This window comes from Halosolutus sp. DAT137 (assembly GCF_059736405.1).
On sequence record NZ_JCAQID010000001.1, the window covers coordinates 1,195,110 to 1,212,561 of the forward strand.

Genomic DNA, 17,452 nt, shown 5'->3' on the forward strand with positions numbered 1-17,452 from the left:
ACACAGTTCTAGTCCAATATTTCTCCTCTACTGAACCGCGGGATACGCTCGGTACGGATCGATCGCACCGCAGTAGTCGAACTGGGTACGTGAGGCGGAACTACTAAGACCGAATACGACTGGGATTTGGTATGAGTTGGCAATTTACTGTTTTTGTGTTGCCAATACTGTTCGCGACCGTCGTCTCGCTCTTTCTCGCCGGTTACTCGACGGTCGCACTCTGGAGAGGGCGACGAGCCCCGATCGTGATTGTCTTTTTTTCGATCGCGGTCGTCACCGTCTTCTGGACCGGGTTTTCGGCGCTCAAACTGCTCCACACCGACCCGGAAACCAAATTGCTGCTTTACCGACTGCTTCACGTCCCCGTCGCCTTTTTGCCGCCCCTCATGGTTCTTTTCGTGGCCGCCTACACCGATCGAACGGGGTGGCTTCGTCTCGAGGTGCTGGGTGGTTTTTTCGTACTGCCGGCCCTCTTCGTTTCGCTCGTCTTGCTCGATCCCGGTGGCGTAATGGTCGCTGAGACTGAATTTACGCAGAACGGCCTCGCGATCCTGCGAGTGGTCGATGGTCCTGGATTCGTGCTTTTTTCGGTGTATAGCGCCGTATTCGTCCTGATCGCGATCGGTATAACGGTCGCAGAGACGGCGCGTATCGGCTCGGAGTACTACTTGCAGTCGGTGCTACTAGGCGTTGCAATTATTACACCACCCGTGACAGCGGCGATTTCGATCGCTGAAATCCCGCCACTTACCAGCGATACGATAAATTTCGTCCCGCTGTCCGCCGCGGTCTCGACGGCAGCGGCTGGACTCCTGTTGTTTCGGTATCGCCTGTTCGACCTGCCGCCGCTCGCGTACACGACCGCGATGAAACACACGCCGGACTGTCTGTTCGTCCTCGATCGAGACGAGCGGATCGTTCACGCAAACGATCACGGGCGATCGCTACTCGAAGCGCGAAACACCGCTCTCGGATCGTCCGTTAGCGCGCTTGTTCCCGAGTTCAATCCCGAGACCGCGTCGGGGGACCTCGTCGAAATCGAGGACTCACCGGAGGGGGCGGCCTACTACAGGGTGCTCGTGGAGGCACTAACTCGTGACCGGCGACGGATCGGCTGGGTCGTTCTCTTTCGGGACGAGACCACGCAACAACGCCAACAGCAACTGTTGACGCATCAAAACGAGCAGATGGAACGGTTTTCCTCGACCGTCTCCCACGACCTCCGAAATCCACTCAACGTCGCTCGCGGTTATCTCCAACTGGCGCGAGCGGAGTCCGAAAGCGACGCGCTCGAGGAGGTCGACGCCGCGCACCTGCGGATGGAAGAGATCATCGAACAGGTGCTGGTACTGGCAAAGGCGGGACAGCGAATCGACGAGCCGAAATCGGTGGCGTTGAATACCGTTGTCGAGAACGCGTGGCGAAACGTCGCCGCAACCGCGGCGGAACTGCAGGTCGAAACGGACGAATCCGTCCTCGCCGATCTACTGATGTTACAACACGTCTTCGAGAACCTGTTTCGGAACGCGATCGAACACGGCGGTGCCGACGTCCAAATCACGGTCGGTACGCTGGAAGACGGCTTCTTCGTCGAGGACGACGGTCCCGGTATCCCAGAGGCAGACCGGAAAACCGTGCTCGAATCCGGCTACTCGACAGCTCCGGAGGGGACGGGCTTTGGGTTGCAGATCGTCGAGACGATCGTCGACGCACACGGCTGGGAGCTGCGGATAACCGACGGGGAAGACGGGGGCGCGCGCTTCGAGATCACCGGCATCGAGCGCCAACTCCGCGCTACGATCGGCGAGTGACTCTGTCGGCGTAGCAGTACATTCGAGTGGGGCGGCTGTCGAACGCGGCCGACAAACGGCGTGGTCCGTTCCGTTACCGCCCGTCGCCGCCGGCCTCGTTGATCCCCTCTTTCTCGACGTCGATGCGGTGTGGTTCGACGGGTTCGCGTTCCGTTCCCCCACCACCGACCGGTATCTTCGTCCCGAGTTCGCTGGCAAACGACTGGACGCGATCGAGTAGTGTCTCGACTTCCTCCTGAAACTGTTCGACGGAGCGTTCGACGTAGTGTACTCGTTGGGTTGGAATTCGCCGGACGATGTCGTTGCCCTGGTCGTCCTCGTCAGTTTTGATGATCCAGTGATCCTGAAAGTACGCGATGTGTTCGTTCGGTACCGACTTCCTGACGGTTCCGTCGTCCGGTTCCTCGTAGACGATCGTCGCCTCACCCAGATCGCGTTCGAGTTCGAGGTCCTCATCGACCATGCTTGTAAAGCAATACGTGAGCATGCGTAGGCGCACTGCTTGCAAAGACTGCGGTGGGGCGAGCGGTCCCTGCGAACGTCCGTGAGGGCAGTCCTCGGAGAACGCACGACAACACCACAGCCGGTCGCGATACGTAGCGACGATCGCGTTACCCGAAATTCTCGATCAGTGCCTCGTCCGCATCGCCGCCGGCCTCGTCGATCGCGTCCGCGACGAAGCGTACGAAATCCTCGAACCCGAAGGCATAGAGCTGGCCGTCGTCGACGCGAGTCGCGATCGCGCCCGCGAGTTCGTCGTCCGCGTCTTCCGCAACGATCTGTACGTCGACGCCCTCCGCCTCGAGCGCCTCGAGTCGATCGACGTGGGCCGGTTCGTCGTCCTGGTAGATGACGGCCGCGTCGTAGCCCGCATCGTGGGCCGCTTCAGCGATCGCGACGGCTGGCCCGACGCCGGGACCGCCCGCGATCGCAACGACGTCTCGATCGTATTCGTAGGTGATCGTCCCGAACGGTCCCTCGACGTGAACCGTCTCGCCGCCGTCGAGACCGGCGAGCCACGGCGAGAGTTCGCCGTCCGGGTCGATGCCGACCGTGAGTTCGAACGTCTCGGCGACGCCGGGCGAGGAGAGCGTGTAATGGCGCATGACGACGTCGTCTTCGTCGACGTCGTGTTGATCGTCGCTGCCCGGAACCGCCCGGAGCAACACGAACTGCCCCGGAACGGCATCGAACGCGTCCGGCGTTTCGAGTTCGAGCGCGACGGTCTCGGGTCCGACCTCACGTACCGATTCGACCGACACTGGGGTCCCTTCCATGTCGAGCCTGTTCGGTGGCAGCGTGAAAAGGGATTCCGTTCGGCACGCAGATACTACTTCGATCTCGAGTGAACATCCCGCCGAGATTCCGGGAGAGGACGGGGTTTCAGAAGTCTTTTCATAGGTGGGAGGCAAGTTTCGCCCTAACATGGCTGAGGATCTCAACTGGGCGATCGGAGGCGAAGCCGGTGACGGTATCGACTCCACCGGAAAAATCTTCGCTCAGGCACTTTCCCGGGCCGGACGGCACGTGTTCACGTCGAAAGACTTCGCGTCGCGAATCCGCGGTGGATACACGGCGTACAAGATTCGAACCTCCGTCGACGACGTCCAGAGCGTCGTCGATCGACTGGACATTCTGGTCGCGTTAACACAGCGGACGATCGACGAAAACCTCGACGAACTCCACGAGGGCAGCGCCATCATCTACGACGGCGAACGCTCCTGGGAGGCCGAGATTCCCGACGAGATGGCGGCCGTAGACGTCCCGCTGAAGTCGCTCGCGGAGGACGCAGGCGGAGCGATCATGCGGAACATCGTTGCGCTCGGCGCTGCGTGTGAGATCACCGGCTTCGACGTCGAGTACCTCGATGAGTCCCTCCAGAAACGCTTCGGCGGCAAGGGATCGAAGATCGTCGAGAACAACAAGGAAGCAGCCCGACTCGGCCAGGCGTACGTCCAGGAACACTACGATTTCGACCACCTCGGATACAACCTCGAGACGACCGACAACGACTACGTCCTCCTCAACGGCAACGAAGCGATCGGGATGGGTGCCCTCGCCGCCGGCTGTCGCTTCTACGCGGGTTATCCGATCACGCCCGCGACGACGATTATGGAGTATCTCACCGGCCGCATCGAGGATTACGGCGGCCACGTCGTCCAGGCCGAAGACGAGCTTTCGGCGATCAACATGGCCCTCGGCGCTGCACGCGCCGGTGCGCGATCGATGACCGCCACGTCAGGGGCCGGGATCGACCTCATGACCGAGACGTTCGGACTTGTCGCGACCAGCGAGACGCCGCTGGTCATCACCGACGTCCAGCGCTCGGGTCCCTCGACGGGGATGCCGACGAAACAGGAACAGGGCGACCTCAACATGGCGCTGTACGGCGGCCACGGAGAAGTGCCGCGGTTCGTCGTCGCCCCGACGTCGATCGACGAGTGTTTCTGGAAGACGATCGAGGCGTTCAACCTCGCAGAGAAGTACCAGACACCCGTATTCCTCGTCTCCGATCTGGCGATGTCGGTGACCGAACAGACGTTCGCGCCCGAAACCTTCGACATGGACGCCGTCGAGATCGATCGCGGCAAACTCGTCGACGACGACGAGGTAGGCGAGTGGCTCGACGCCCAGGGTCATTTCCGCGCCCACGCCGTCACGGACGACGGCGTCAGCCCGCGTGCGATTCCCGGCACGATCGACGGGGCGCACATGAGCACGGGTCTCGAACACGACGAACTGGGTCGCCGGACCGAAGAACAGGACGAGCGCGTCCAGCAGGTCGACAAGCGCTACCGGAAGGTCGAGACCGCCCAGAAACGCGAGGACTTCGACTACCGCGAGTTCGGCGACCCCGACGCCGGCGACCTCGTCATCTCGTGGGGGTCGAACGAGGGTGCACTCGCCGAAGCCCTCGAGTACCTCGAAGAAGACGGGATCGACGTTCGCGTCATCTCGGTGCCGTACATCTTCCCGCGTCCCGATTTGAGCGACGAGATTGAGGCGGCAGACGACGTGATCGTCGTCGAGTGTAACGCCACTGGCCAGTTCGCAGACCTGCTGGAGCACGACACGCTTACCCGCCTCAAGCGCATCAACAAGTACACCGGCGTCCGCTTCAAGGCGGACGAACTCGCCGAAGAGATCACCGACCAACTCGCAGCCGAGGTGCCAGCACAATGAGCTCCGACGTCAGATTCACCGACTTCAAATCAGATAAACAGCCGACGTGGTGTCCCGGATGCGGCGACTTCGGGACGATGAACGGCATGATGAAAGCCTTAGCCGAGACCGGCAACGACCCCGACAACACGTTTATCGTGGCGGGAATCGGCTGTTCCGGCAAAATCGGGACCTACATGCACAGCTACGCGCTGCACGGGGTCCACGGCCGAGCGCTCCCCGTCGGTACGGGGGTCAAGATGGCCCGCCCCGACATCGAAGTGATGGTCGCCGGCGGCGACGGCGACGGCTACTCGATCGGTGCCGGCCACTTCGTCCACGCCGTTCGGCGGAACGTCGACATGACCTACGTCGTCATGGACAACCGCATTTACGGGCTGACCAAGGGTCAGGCCTCGCCGACCTCGCGATCGGATTTCGAGACCTCGACGACGCCCGAAGGTCCGAAACAGCCGCCGGTCAACCCGCTCGCACTCGCACTCGCCTCGGGTGCCAGCTTCATCGCCCAGTCGTTCGCCTCGGACGCGCTTCGCCACCAGGAGATCGTTCAGGAGGCAGTCGAACACGACGGCTTCGGCTTCGTCAACGTCTTTAGCCCCTGTGTCACGTTCAACGACGTCGACACGTACGACTACTTCCGCGACACGCTCGTCGACTTAGACGAGGAGGGCCACGACCCGACCGACTACGAGGCGGCCAAAGGCGTCATCACCGACGGCGAAAAGGAGTACCAGGGCGTAATGTACAAAAACGAGAACTCGGTGCCGTACCACGAACAACACGGCGTCACCGAAAACATGTCCGAGATTCCCGACGGCGCACCCGACGACGCGATGGATCTCGTTCGCGAGTTCTACTGACGCGATCGCGCTCACTTTCTCCGGTCTGTCGAATCCGTTTCTGGAACGGGAGGAGTAGCTAGCCGAGAACCGCGAGTACAGAAGGTAGAGTCTCGAGTGCAGAAGGTGAGTACCGCGAGCGCCACCGGCGAGAGAACGACGATCGATTCGCCTACGCCGGGTGTTCGACCGACTCCATCAGGGTCTCGATCGCCGGTCCCTCGTCGGCAAGCAACTCCGGATGGGTTCCCAGCAGGACGAGGAGGTCGTCTTCGTGATTGAACGAGCTCATCACGAGTTCGACATCGATCGGTTCGCCGTCGAGTTCGGTTTCACCGACGAAGACATCGACGTCTCGAGTCGAATCGAGAATCGACAGCGTGAACGTCTCGTCGTGGGTGATGTCTTCGATCTCCCCCTGGTCGCTCTCTATCTGGCCGAGGAATTCCTCGAGTAACTCTTCGTTCGAGAGGTCGTCGAGCGGGTTGAACGACCGCCCGGCGATCGACATCGCCGGCAGTGAGACGGCAGCGAATAGGCTCGCTTCCTGTTGCTCGCCGTCGTACTCCAGGTCCCTCGCGTACGTCGACACCCAGTAGGTCGCCCGGACCTCGCGTTCGACGCCGGCCTCGACGGACTCCTCGATCGTCTCCTGGTCGATGAGCTGTTCTTCGTATCCGGTCTCGTCGAGCGCAGACCGGGAGGGCGCGGCCTGCTCCGCGTGGAATTCGAGCGGACCGTCGCCGGTCACGAAGTCGAGACAGCCCGCCGTCAGTGCAAGCGCTCCGGTTGCACCGCCGGCAAGCAACGCGCGTCGGGACGTGGTCATCACGTCCGTGATTCGAGAGAAAGGATATATTCGTTGTGGCCGAGTGTTTCGATCGTCGACACGACTGGATCACCGGATCGATCGCTGACACTGCCGGATCGCCGGTTCGATCGCTGACACTGCCGGATCGCCGGTTCGGTCGCGGGCCCCATCCACGGCGATCGGACCCGGCGCCAGTACATCAAGAGTTATCCGGATTCACGCTACCCATCTATGTATGACGGAATTTTCACGTCGGGTCGAGCAGGTGTCGATCAGCGGCATCCGCGAGGTCTTCGAGGCTGCAGGCGAGGACGCGATCAACCTCGGCATCGGGCAACCGGACTTTCCGACGCCCGCCCACGCCCGCCGGGGCGCGATCGAGGCGATCGAGAACGGCCTGACCGACGCCTACACGTCGAACAAGGGGACGCGATCCCTTCGGGAGGCGATCGTCTCGAAGTACGATCGCGACTACGGGCTCGCAGTCGATCCCGAAGACGTCATCGCAACCTCGGGCGGCAGCGAGGCGCTGCACCTCGTCCTCGAAGCCCACGTCGACCCGGGTGAGGAGGTCATCTTCCCGGATCCGGGATTCGTCTCCTACGACGCGCTGACGCGGATCGCGGATGGAACGCCGAAACCGGTCGGGCTTCGCGAGGACCTGACACTGGACCCGGCAACCGTCGAGAACGCGATCACCGACGAGACGGCCGTCTTCGTCGTCAACAGTCCCGCAAATCCCACCGGAGCCGTCCAGAGCGAAGCCGATATGCGCGAGTTCGCTCGCATCGCCGACGAACACGACGTGCTCTGTCTGACCGACGAGGTGTACGAACACATCGTCTTCGAGGGCGAGCACCGATCGCCCTACGAGTTCGCGGAGACGGACAACGTCGTCGTCGTCAGCGCCTGTTCGAAGACGTACTCGATGACCGGCTGGCGACTCGGCTGGGTCCTCGGCTCGAACCGTCGGGTCGAACGGATGCTACGGGTCCATCAGTACGCCCAGGCCTGTGCCTCCGCACCCGCACAGTACGCGGCCGAAGCGGCGCTGACGGGACCACAGGACCCCGTCGAGGAGATGGTCGACGCGTTCGAGCGTCGCCGGGACGTGGTCCTCGACGGCCTCGAAGACGCCGGACTCGACGTGCCGAAACCCGAAGGCGCGTTCTACGTCATGCCGAAAGTCCCCGAGGACTGGTGTGAGGCGGTGCTCGATCGGGACGTGATCGTCGTTCCGGGCGACGCCTTCGGCGCGAACGGCGAGGGGTACGCCAGACTGTCCTACGCGACGGGAATGGAGGAACTAAAAGAGGCACTGGAAATTATCAGCGACGCGACTGAAGCGGTTCGGTAGGAACGAGCGGCGAATATCGTGGTCGGCGTTCGTCCCGACGACCGATCGCAAAACGGCCGGTCAGCCGAGGACGTAGCGGAGTCTCGGGAACCGATCGATCAGGTTCTGGCCGCCGACCTCGAGTTGCTCGATGTAGCGATCCGCGCCGAGGATGCGCCCGGCCCCGAAGGCCGCCAGCGCCAGGAACAGGACGGCGTAGATCAGCGTGCTGTCGAACAGCGCGAGCCAATCGCCCTGCCAGCCGCCGAGGTAGAACGCCATCATCTGAAGCGCACCGCCGAGTGCGGCCAGCCGGAGCAGACCGCCGACGATCAGGCCCACGCCGATCAGCACCTGCGTCGCCGGCACGACGACGTTGATGATCTCGAGCACCATCGCGTTGCTCGCCATGGCGGCGTAAAGCCCGCTAACGGGGCTCGCCGGATCGACGCCGTGGAGCAGGAAGCCGCTGGCGTCGAACGGTTCGCCGGTGAGTTTGCCGATGCCGGCGAACAGGATCATCCCACCCAGCACGAATCGCAGGGCGACGACGAACCACGCGCTCAGCGCGTGGGGAGTTCCGGTGAGCGTGATCCCACCGTAGCGGCTCTCGAGTCGGTTTGGAGTCGTCGTGGACATTGTCTGTCACCTCTTACGGATAGAGATAGACCGGATACCCAGATATACTCGATACCAGATTCCTACCTGCTGGGAAACGAGTACTCGATTTCGAGTTGTTCCTTCGAGGTCGGGCGATCGGTTCTGTCCGAAATCGTTGTCTACCGGATCGCCGGCTCTCGATCACTCGAAACCGCCACCCTCAGGACGTGCCGTCAGTCCGACCTGAATCCGCGCGGTTCCTCCCGCGAGTGACGATCCCCGGAGATGCCAGAACGGCTGGAACCGCCCAGTCGCCGCGGGACCAGCGATCGAACGTCGATCGACTCGCTGCCGAGTACGGTAAAGCCGGCGAAGATCGTCAGGAAGCCGAGGGCCGCAAGCGGCGCGATCGATTCGTCGAGGACCACCCAGCCGCCGATCGTCGAGACGGCCGGAACCGCATAGAAGACGAGATTCGATCTGATCGCGCCGGTCGAATCGAGCAGGGCGAAGTAGGCGATGTACGCGAGGACGCCCGCAACGATGCTGACGTAGGCGAGGGAGACGATCGCTGCGGGCGTCCACGCGATCGTCGCCGCGGATTCGCCGGCCCCCCAGGCGAAGGCGTGAGTGAGCACCGCGGCGGCGGGCAATCCCCACGCGATACGGACCGTACTCGAGAGCGTGCCGCCCCCAGCACGGCGGATGAGGACGGCACCGAGTGCAGCACTGGCAGCACCGGCGAAGATGAGCAGTCGGCCGAGCGCGTCGCCGCCGGCCAGCATCGCGGGATCCGGGTTCACTACGAGCGCGACGCCGAGGAGGCCAAGTGCCATGCCGATCGCGCCGCGAGCCGAAAGGCGCTCGTTCGAGAGTAGCACGGCTGCAAACACCGGCGTCAGAATCGGGTTGAGGCTGAAGACGATCGCGGCGACGGCGCTGGTGGCGTACTGCTGGCCGACGAACAGGAACGCGTTCGCCAGCCCGATGACGAGCACGCCGGTCGCGAAGATGCCGACGAGGTCGTCTCGCGTCGACGGGAGCAGCTCCTCTCGGGCGGTCGTGTAATAGACGTAACTCGCCAGAACGACCGCGGCGATGTCGAACCGGAGCGCGACGAATAGCAGGGGCGGAAAGAACTCGAGTCCGGCTTTCGCCGCGACGAACGTCCCGCCGAAGAACAGACTGGACAGGACGAAGAAGGCGATCGATCGACGGTTCACTGTCGGTCCAACACCTCCAGGGGCGAACGCGTCCCGCGCAGCGAGACGTGGGTGTTCGTTCGAAGTTCGTCGATCATGGCGTATGCAAAACGAAGAGATGGGGCTACATAAGATAATTCAGAAATATATTCATGGAAAGAAAATTGCCCGAGCCGCGTTCGTCTTTCTCCCCTCCCACGATCGTTCACGGCATGAAATCTATTCACGACCCGAAAGCCATTTCCTCGATTGGTCCCAGTCGGTGGTATGGACGAGGTTCTCGAGGAGATCGAGTTTCTCGCGCTCTCGGGCAACCGGATCGACGTGCTCAACGCCGTCAGCGAGGGGGCGCGATCGCGACGGGAACTCGCGGAACGCACGGGCGCATCACAGCCGACGCTCGGCCGCGTACTCCGGGATTTCGAGGAGCGGAACTGGGTCGAGCGGACGGCTGACGGCTACGCCGCGACCGCAACGGGGCAACTCGTGGCCGACGGGATCACCGACCTCTACGACATCCTCGAAACGGAGGCGAAACTTCGCGATATCGTCGACTGGCTCCCGACGGAGGAGATGACCTTCGATCTGCGCCGCCTCCACGACGCGACGATCGTCGTCCCGAGCCAGACGCGACCGAGCGCGCCGGTTCGACGGGTGACGGATCTCGTCCAGCACGCCGATCGCGTTCTGGTCGTCTCCCACGCGTTCAACGAGCGCACGCTCGAAGTCATCCGCGAGCGAACCGTCGAACAGGGCGGCACGTTCGAGGGAGTCTTTTCGGCGAGCGCGATCGAGCCGGTTGCCGAGGATGCAGTGTTGCGACGGCGGCTCCGGGAGCTCCTCACCGCCGAGAACGCGGAAATCCGAATCTGTGACGGCGACGTTCCACTCGCGATCACGATCGCTGACGGCGTCGTCAACATACTCGTCCGCGACGACAACGGCATGGTACAGGCGTCCCTCGAGAGCGACGACGCGGCCGTCGTTCGGTGGGCGCGGGATCTTCACGAGCGATACTGGAAAGACGCGCGACCGCTCGAGGCGAGCCAACTCCTCGACTAGCCGCGATCGCGAACTACCGCATCTCAGCGAGCGCGTCCATCGTCGTCTCCTTGTCGTCGTCGGTCATCCCGTCGACGAACCCGAAGCGAACGGCGTCGACGCCGTCGATCGCCGCGTACTCCTCGACCCACTCTCGAACGTCCGCGGGCGTCCCGGCCGGCGCGAGGGCGTCGAGTACGTCGTCGGGCAACCACTTCGCCATGGCGTCCGTGTCGCGCTCTTGCCAGGCCTCGCGAACGTCCGCGACGACATCGGGGTAGCCCTGCGACGCGACCGAATCGCCGTAGTAGGGACCGTACGCACCGAGCATGAACGCGATCGTTTTGCGGGCGAGTCGCCGCGCTCGCTCGCGGTCGTCCGAGGCGATTCCGCGGACGATCGGGCTGACGCGAAGTTCCGAGAGATCCTTGCCGGCGAGTTCCGCGCCGTGTTTCAGATCATCGAGGCGGTCCTCCAGTCCTGCCCCCGTGAACAGTTGCGGTGCCCAGCCGTCGCCAAAGCGGCCTGCCATCTCGGTCGCCGTCGGGCCGAGGGTTCCGAGGTCGATCGGCGGCGGGTTCTCGGGCGTCTCCCGTTCGTAGTTGAGGCCGACAACGTCGAAAATCTCGCCCTCGTAGGCTGGGTTTCCGTCCTCGTAGACGCGCCGGATGATCTCGATCGTCTCCCGGGTTCGCCTGGGCGGACGGTCGAACGCCTCGCCGTGCCAGCGCTCGGTGATCGCCGGCGAGCTCGGCCCGAGCCCCAGCCGGAATCGGCCGCCTGCGACGTCGTGAAGCGTGAGTGCCGTCTGTGCCAGCATCGCCGGCGATCGCCCGAACGGCGAGATCACGTCGTTCGTGACGCCGAGCTCGTCGGTACGGTCCGCGACGAGCGTCAACACCGGGACGATGTTCCAACCCGTCGTCTCGCCCATGGAGAGCCGATCGAATCCCAGTTGCTCGGCCTCGACAGCTCGGTTGGCGACATCCTGTGGCCGATCGTAGTCGTTGAGTCGGACGAGCAGATCCAGCTCCGCGTTCACGGGAGTTCCCTCCCCGTCCAACGATCGTAATCTATCATTATCGAGTACCGTGTGACGGATCGGCTTAAAGATTGCAGGCTTGCAGAGAATCGCGATAGCCGCCGGGTTCTTCGGAGATCAGCCCCGTTCCGGTCGGCCCTCGAACACTTATTTGACGGGTCATGGTAGCGAGGTATCATGACCGAGTCGCGACCGAACGTTCTCCTGATCCACTGCCACGACCTCGGCCGGTATCTCGGGTGTTACGGGGTCGATATCGAAACGCCCGCGATCGACGGTCTCGCGGCCGACGGCGCGCTGTTCGAGAACCACTTCGTCACCGCCCCGCAGTGTACCCCGAGTCGCGGGAGCCTGATGACCGGGAAATATCCTCACATCAACGGTCTGATGGGACTCGCACACGCCGACTGGGAACTCGACGACGGCGAGCGGATTCTTCCGCAGTACCTGAGCGAGGCCGGCTACGAGACGCACCTGTTCGGTCTCCAGCACATCACGCAGGACACGGACACGCTGGGCTACGACTTCATCCACTCGGAGGGGAACCTCTATCCCGGCGTCTCCCCGTCCGTCCACCAGGCCAACCGCGCGTGGAACGTCTCGTCGGTCGTCGCATCGTTTCTCGATCGCGGCGGGTACGAGGAGCCGTTTTTCGCCTCAGTCGGCTTCTTCGAGTGCCACCGCGTCGAGGAGCGGACCGGTCGATTCGGCTTCGACGCAGACCGCTACGACACCGACGACCCCGACGACGTGCGGCCCCTTACGTACCTCCCCGACCGGCGAGGGATCAGACAGGATCTGGCGGATATGCACGGAATGGTCCGCGCGATCGACGACGGGGTCGAAACGATCCTCGCGGCACTCGAGTCCGCCGGGTTGGTCGACGAGACGCTCGTGATCTTCACCACGGAGCACGGCATCGCCTTCCCGCTCGCGAAGGGGGGCTGTTACGATCCCGGCCTCGAAGCAGCCTTGATCGTTCGATATCCCGGCGTCGCAGACGGCGGCGATCGGTACGGTGAACTGCTCACCAACGTCGACGTGTTGCCGACGGTGCTCGACCTGGTCGGAATGGATCCACCGGAGGACAGCAACGGACGGAGTTTCCGGCCCCTGCTCGACGGCGACGACTACGAACCACACGATCACATCTTCGCGGAGATGACCTGGCACGATATGTACAACCCGGTTCGGGCGATCCGAACGGAGCGCTACAAGTACATCCGAAACTTTTGGCACCTCCCAGAAGTCTATCTGACGAAAGACATCTTCGCGAGCGAGGCCGGGCGAGAAGTTCGCGAGACCTACGGTGTTCCGCCGAGGCCGTACGAGGAACTGTACGACATCCGCGATGCTCCAGAGGAAGACGACAACGTCGCACGCGAGCCTCGCTACCGCGACGTCTGTACGACTCTCTCCCGCCAGCTATACGAGTGGATGGACGAGACCGACGACCCGCTTCTCGACGGCCCGGTGGTTCCCGGCGACTACGACGAGATTCAGTCATGGTCTCACGAGTCGATCTAACGATCGGTTCGGAGCCCCGAGCGGACTGACCGGACTATCCGATCGTCAGCACCTCGTCTGCACGCTCGACGATCGAGAGCAGGTCTCTCATCGTGCCCCGCGGGCGCAGGTCGTCCGCGTCCAGCTCCCGCGAGTCGAGACAGGTTCCGCAAGCGACCAGTTCGCCCCCGCTTCGTGCGTATTTGACCATCACGCCGTGGGGATTGAACCGCTCGTGCTCGAGATCGGGGGCGTCGACTCCGTCGCCGAGCAAGAAGAGTTCGACCGCGTGATCGGCCTCGAGTGCGGTGTTCGCGAGACGAAACGCGTTCCAGACGCGCTCGGGGTCGTTCGTCTCGAGGATGATTCCCAGGTGCATACGAGCGAGCACCACGCCCTCGGTATTGAACGGGAGGGGGCGGAGAACTCACACCACGGCGGGAACAAAAGAATCCTCCACGACGGAGTCGAGACGACTCTCGAGACGGCGTCTCAGAGAATATCCGCACACAGCCGCCGGGCCGCGTCGACGTGTTCGGCGGCCTCGTCGTCATCCGGGTCGTCGCCCTCGGCGAGCAAGTCCCGAACCTGTCGAACGCGTTTCCGCGTCGTCTCGGGATCGAGATCGGTCGTCGCGGCGTCCCGAGCGACCGCCTCCGCCTCGCCAAGCCAGCGGTTCGTCCGTCGATCGATCGGTAACTCGGCCGTCGCCGCGAGGTGAGCGTGGAGGTCGCGAACGCGAGTGGCGAGTGCGTCGGAATCGTCGACTGGCGGTTCGGACACAGGTGATCGAACGCGGGCCAGCGACGTGAGGGTTGTCCCGGCGCTGCTCTGGGTCGACATTCGCGGGCGGGTGAATCCGTGGGAAACGTTGATACGCAACCTGACCGACGGTGACGTATGACACACGACTGTTCGTTTCTCGAGGAGCTGTCCCTCGCGGACGATCAGGTCTCGTTCGCAAAATCCCGCAGGGAGTCACACGCCGCCGACTGGGGTGCCGACCAGCGGGGCCGGGGCGTCGTCCCCGACGCGGTCGTCTACCCCGAAAAAACGGACGACGTGGCGGCCATCCTCGCCGCGGCGACCGATCGCGCTATCCCCGTGACGCCGTACGCCGCCGGGACGGGGCTGGAAGGGAACGCCGTTCCCGCCCACCGCGGAATCAGCCTCGATCTCACGCGGATGGACGACGTACTCGACTACCGGCCCGACGACTTTCAGATCGACGTGGGACCGGGGATCATCGGCTCGGCGGTCGACGACCACGTCGTCCCCGACGGCCTGTTTTTCCCGCCACTGCCCTCGTCGGGAAACATCTCGACGATCGGCGGCATGGTGGCGACCGACGCCAGCGGAATGAAGACGGTCAAGTACGGCGAGATTGCCGACTGGGTGCTTGGACTCGAAGCCGTGCTGTCGGACGGGACCGTCATCGAGACGGGATCGCGAGCGATCAAAACGTCGAGCGGCTACAACCTCACCGACCTGCTCGTCGGCAGCGAGGGAACCCTGGCCGTCGTGACCCGAGTGACGCTGCAACTGGCGGGTCGCCCTCCGCAAATTCGAGGCGGTCGAGCTATCTTCGATCGACTCGAGGACGCGACCGAAGCGATCTCCGATGCGGTTCGCACCGAGGTCGACGTAGCTCGAATCGAACTCGTCGACGACGTAAGCGCCCGGATGGCAAACGCCTATCTTGGCACCGAGTTGCCGGACGCGCCGATGGTCTTCCTTGAGTTTCACGCTAACCACGGCATCGAAGCGGAGATCGACCTCTGTCGAACCATCTTCGAGGACCACGACGTGGCTCGGTTCGAGATGAGCGACGACGACGCCGAAATGGAATCCCTCTGGCAGGCCCGGCGAGAGATGGCCTACGCCGTCGCGACGTTCGATCCCGACCTCGAACCACTCCACCCCGGCGACGTGACCGTCCCGATCAGTGCCTACCCCGAAATCGTCCACGAAACGAAACGACTCGCCGACGAGTACGACCTGCTCGTCCCCTGTTTCGGCCACGCCGGCGACGGGAACCTCCACTACAGCGTCCTCGTCGATCCCGACGACGCGGCGATGGTCGATCGGGGCGAGCAACTGTACAGCGACATCGTCGAGCGAGCGATCGAACTCGGGGGAACGGCGACGGGCGAGCACGGTATCGGGCACGGCAAACGCGAGTACCTCGAGACCGAACACGGCGCGGGCGCGGTCGAGGCGATGCGTCGGATCAAACACGCGCTCGATCCGACGGATACGCTCAATCCGGGGAAAATCTTCCCGGAAACGGTCGACGGTGGGCGGGTACGATCGGTGCGGGACGACGATTGAACCAGCTCTCAGTCGTGTACCAACACGTCGAGGACGTCCGGGCCGTCGCGATCGATCGCCGCCTCGAGCGCTGCCTCGATGGCGTCCGGCGTTTCGACCAGTTCGGCGCGCGCACCGTGGCTCTCGGCGTTTGTGACGATATCGATCGGGGGCTCGAAATCCATCCCGACGAATTCGTAGTCGTCCTCCTCGCCGCCCATAATCTTCAGCGTGTTGTCTTTCAGGATCCGGTAGTTCCGATTGTCCGGGATGACGACCGTGAGATCGAGGTCGTAGCGGGCCGCACTGTAGATCGAGTGGGGATAGTAGAGGTACGAGCCGTCGCCGACGAAGCCGATCACGTCCCGGGGCTCGTCGCGCTGGCTCTCTGCGAGGGCAGCGCCGACGGCCGCGGGAAGGCCGTAGCCGAGGCCGCCACCCTTGTTCGAGATGTACTGTTCCGGGGCGAGATCCCACCGGGTCAACATGGCGTACTTCGAGGTGACGCCCTCGTCGACGATGTAGGCGTCTCCGGCCACGCGCTCCATCGCGTCGACCAGTTCGGCCTTCGAGGCGCGTGGATCTCCCGGCGCGTCGTCTTCGCCCATCTGCCGGATTTTCGCGTCGACCATCTGTTTGATCGCGTCGACGTGTTCGAGGCGCGCATCGACGGTCTCCTCGGAGAGTCGTTCACCGACCCGTTCGGTCAACTCCTGCATGATCAGTCCGGGATCGCCAACGATCGCCGCGTCGGCCGGCTGGTTCTTGCCGACCTGCCAGGCGTCGTCGCTGACGTGGAGACAGGTCGTGTCGGGATCGACCAGCGCCTCCTCGTGGCGAGTCAACGTCGTATTCGTCGAGCAACCGACGAACGCGATCGTGTCGGTGTCCATCAGCATCGAGGCGAGGTCTTCGTCCGGCGGGATGTAGGAAACCCACTGGTCGTGATCGGTCGGATAATCGACCTCGCAGGCCAGGATTTCGCCGTGGACGCGCGCACCCGTCGCCTCAGCCAGGTCGACCGCCGCCGCGACGGCGTCCGCGCCCGATCGGGCGACGTGATCCCCGACGACTAGCACCGGGTCCTCGGCCTCGACGAGTAGGTCGGCGGCCCGATCGAGCTGTGCGGGGTCGCCGCTCCCGCCGTTCGGAACGGGACCGAGGCGTTCCGGCTCGGCCTCCGTTTCGGCAAGCATCACGTCGAGTGGAAGCCCGAGAAAGACGGGACCGGTCGGCGGCGTCATCGCGACGCGAAACGCCCGCCGAAGCATCGTCGGCAGGGCCTCGACGTCGAGGACTTCGTCGGACCACTTGCAGAACTGCTCGGCCATCTCGACCAGTCCACCCGACAGGATCGGTTCCTCGTGGCGAAAGTCGGTGCTGTGGTTCCCCGCGGTAACGATCAGCGGTGCACCGGCGATTTTCGCGGCGTAGAGATTTCCCAGCCCGTGGGCGAGTCCCGGTGCGATGTGGAGGTTCGCGACGCCGACGGGCGTGATCGACGGATCGCGGTGGGCGTGATACCGGCGCGTCTGGGCGTAGCCCGCGGCCATCCCGACCGCGATGTCCTCGTGCAGTCCGAGGACGTACTCGATGTCGCTGTCGCTGATCGCGTTCACCACCGGCAACTCGGTCGTTCCGGGATTCCCAAAGAGGTAGTCGACGCCGTACGATTCGAGTGCGTCGAGAAAGAGAGCAGCTCCGGAGTAGCTGTCTACCATGTCCACTGGTGGCACGGGACACAATATGAAGCTGTCCGTCTCGGAACCGG

16 protein-coding genes are annotated in these 17,452 nt (G+C 63.7%); 7 read left to right on the forward strand and 9 right to left on the reverse strand.

Annotated features, from left to right (window positions below; all coding sequences use genetic code 11):
* The first annotated feature begins 131 nt into the window (after positions 1-131).
* A complete protein-coding gene (locus tag AC6I6L_RS05755) occupies positions 132-1,811 on the forward strand; it encodes a sensor histidine kinase (RefSeq protein ID WP_497916751.1) in 1,680 nt (559 codons plus the stop codon).
* Between the two features lie 73 nt (positions 1,812-1,884).
* Here AC6I6L_RS05755 and AC6I6L_RS05760 read toward each other — a convergent pair whose 3' ends face one another.
* Together AC6I6L_RS05760 and AC6I6L_RS05765 are read right to left on the reverse strand one after the other, a co-directional pair.
* A complete protein-coding gene (locus tag AC6I6L_RS05760; protein WP_497916752.1) occupies positions 1,885-2,274 on the reverse strand; it encodes a hypothetical protein in 390 nt (129 codons plus the stop codon).
* Between the two features lie 148 nt (positions 2,275-2,422).
* Complete coding sequence (locus AC6I6L_RS05765; RefSeq protein WP_497916753.1) at positions 2,423-3,088, reverse strand: ferredoxin--NADP reductase; 666 nt, start codon at positions 3,086-3,088, stop codon at positions 2,423-2,425.
* Between the two features lie 148 nt (positions 3,089-3,236).
* On the opposite strand from AC6I6L_RS05765, the gene AC6I6L_RS05770 reads away from it, so the two are divergent.
* Both AC6I6L_RS05770 and AC6I6L_RS05775 read left to right on the forward strand, forming a co-directional pair.
* The gene (locus AC6I6L_RS05770; protein WP_497916754.1) at positions 3,237-4,994 is read left to right on the forward strand and encodes a 2-oxoacid:acceptor oxidoreductase subunit alpha; all 1,758 of its coding nucleotides are present in this window, start codon (positions 3,237-3,239) and stop codon (positions 4,992-4,994) included.
* Positions 4,991-5,854 (forward strand): 2-oxoacid:ferredoxin oxidoreductase subunit beta, encoded by an 864-nt coding sequence (locus AC6I6L_RS05775; protein WP_497916755.1) that lies wholly within the window; start codon positions 4,991-4,993, stop codon positions 5,852-5,854. The genes AC6I6L_RS05770 and AC6I6L_RS05775 overlap by 4 nt, the downstream gene beginning before the upstream one ends.
* A 151-nt stretch (positions 5,855-6,005) precedes the next feature.
* Here the strand turns inward: AC6I6L_RS05775 and AC6I6L_RS05780 are convergent, their stop codons facing one another.
* A complete protein-coding gene (locus AC6I6L_RS05780) occupies positions 6,006-6,662 on the reverse strand; it encodes a DUF6517 family protein (protein WP_497916756.1) in 657 nt (218 codons plus the stop codon).
* Positions 6,663-6,879: 217 nt separating this feature from the next.
* Here AC6I6L_RS05780 and AC6I6L_RS05785 point away from each other — a divergent pair, with 217 nt between their 5' ends.
* Complete coding sequence (locus AC6I6L_RS05785; RefSeq protein WP_497916757.1) at positions 6,880-8,001, forward strand: pyridoxal phosphate-dependent aminotransferase; 1,122 nt, start codon at positions 6,880-6,882, stop codon at positions 7,999-8,001.
* A 60-nt stretch (positions 8,002-8,061) separates the two neighbouring features.
* Here AC6I6L_RS05785 and AC6I6L_RS05790 read toward each other — a convergent pair whose 3' ends face one another.
* Both AC6I6L_RS05790 and AC6I6L_RS05795 read right to left on the reverse strand, forming a co-directional pair.
* Complete coding sequence (locus tag AC6I6L_RS05790; RefSeq protein ID WP_497916758.1) at positions 8,062-8,619, reverse strand: DoxX family protein; 558 nt, start codon at positions 8,617-8,619, stop codon at positions 8,062-8,064.
* Positions 8,620-8,813: 194 nt separating this feature from the next.
* Positions 8,814-9,803: a DMT family transporter gene (locus tag AC6I6L_RS05795; protein ID WP_497916759.1), complete on the reverse strand. Its 990-nt coding sequence runs from the start codon at positions 9,801-9,803 to the stop codon at positions 8,814-8,816.
* 246 nt (positions 9,804-10,049) lie between these two features.
* On the opposite strand from AC6I6L_RS05795, the gene AC6I6L_RS05800 reads away from it, so the two are divergent.
* The gene (locus AC6I6L_RS05800; RefSeq protein WP_497916760.1) at positions 10,050-10,844 is read left to right on the forward strand and encodes a helix-turn-helix transcriptional regulator; all 795 of its coding nucleotides are present in this window, start codon (positions 10,050-10,052) and stop codon (positions 10,842-10,844) included.
* 13 nt (positions 10,845-10,857) lie between these two features.
* On the opposite strand, the gene AC6I6L_RS05805 is transcribed toward AC6I6L_RS05800, so the two are convergent.
* Positions 10,858-11,865, reverse strand: coding sequence for a TIGR04024 family LLM class F420-dependent oxidoreductase (locus AC6I6L_RS05805; RefSeq protein ID WP_497916761.1), 1,008 nt, complete (start codon positions 11,863-11,865; stop codon positions 10,858-10,860).
* A gap of 177 nt (positions 11,866-12,042) precedes the next feature.
* On the opposite strand from AC6I6L_RS05805, the gene AC6I6L_RS05810 reads away from it, so the two are divergent.
* The gene (locus tag AC6I6L_RS05810) at positions 12,043-13,392 is read left to right on the forward strand and encodes a sulfatase family protein (protein WP_497916762.1); all 1,350 of its coding nucleotides are present in this window, start codon (positions 12,043-12,045) and stop codon (positions 13,390-13,392) included.
* A 34-nt stretch (positions 13,393-13,426) separates the two neighbouring features.
* Here the strand turns inward: AC6I6L_RS05810 and AC6I6L_RS05815 are convergent, their stop codons facing one another.
* Both AC6I6L_RS05815 and AC6I6L_RS05820 read right to left on the reverse strand, forming a co-directional pair.
* Entirely contained in the window at positions 13,427-13,750 is a 324-nt protein-coding gene (locus AC6I6L_RS05815; RefSeq protein WP_497916763.1) for a DsrE family protein, read from the reverse strand.
* A 113-nt stretch (positions 13,751-13,863) separates the two neighbouring features.
* Positions 13,864-14,154, reverse strand: coding sequence for a DUF8152 family protein (locus AC6I6L_RS05820; RefSeq protein WP_497916764.1), 291 nt, complete (start codon positions 14,152-14,154; stop codon positions 13,864-13,866).
* Positions 14,155-14,271: 117 nt separating this feature from the next.
* Here AC6I6L_RS05820 and AC6I6L_RS05825 point away from each other — a divergent pair, with 117 nt between their 5' ends.
* Positions 14,272-15,702: an FAD-binding oxidoreductase gene (locus tag AC6I6L_RS05825; RefSeq protein ID WP_497916765.1), complete on the forward strand. Its 1,431-nt coding sequence runs from the start codon at positions 14,272-14,274 to the stop codon at positions 15,700-15,702.
* Positions 15,703-15,710: 8 nt separating this feature from the next.
* Here the strand turns inward: AC6I6L_RS05825 and AC6I6L_RS05830 are convergent, their stop codons facing one another.
* Positions 15,711-17,402, reverse strand: a complete 1,692-nt coding sequence (locus tag AC6I6L_RS05830; RefSeq protein ID WP_497916766.1) for a thiamine pyrophosphate-binding protein — start codon at positions 17,400-17,402, stop codon at positions 15,711-15,713.
* Positions 17,403-17,452: the final 50 nt, after the last annotated feature.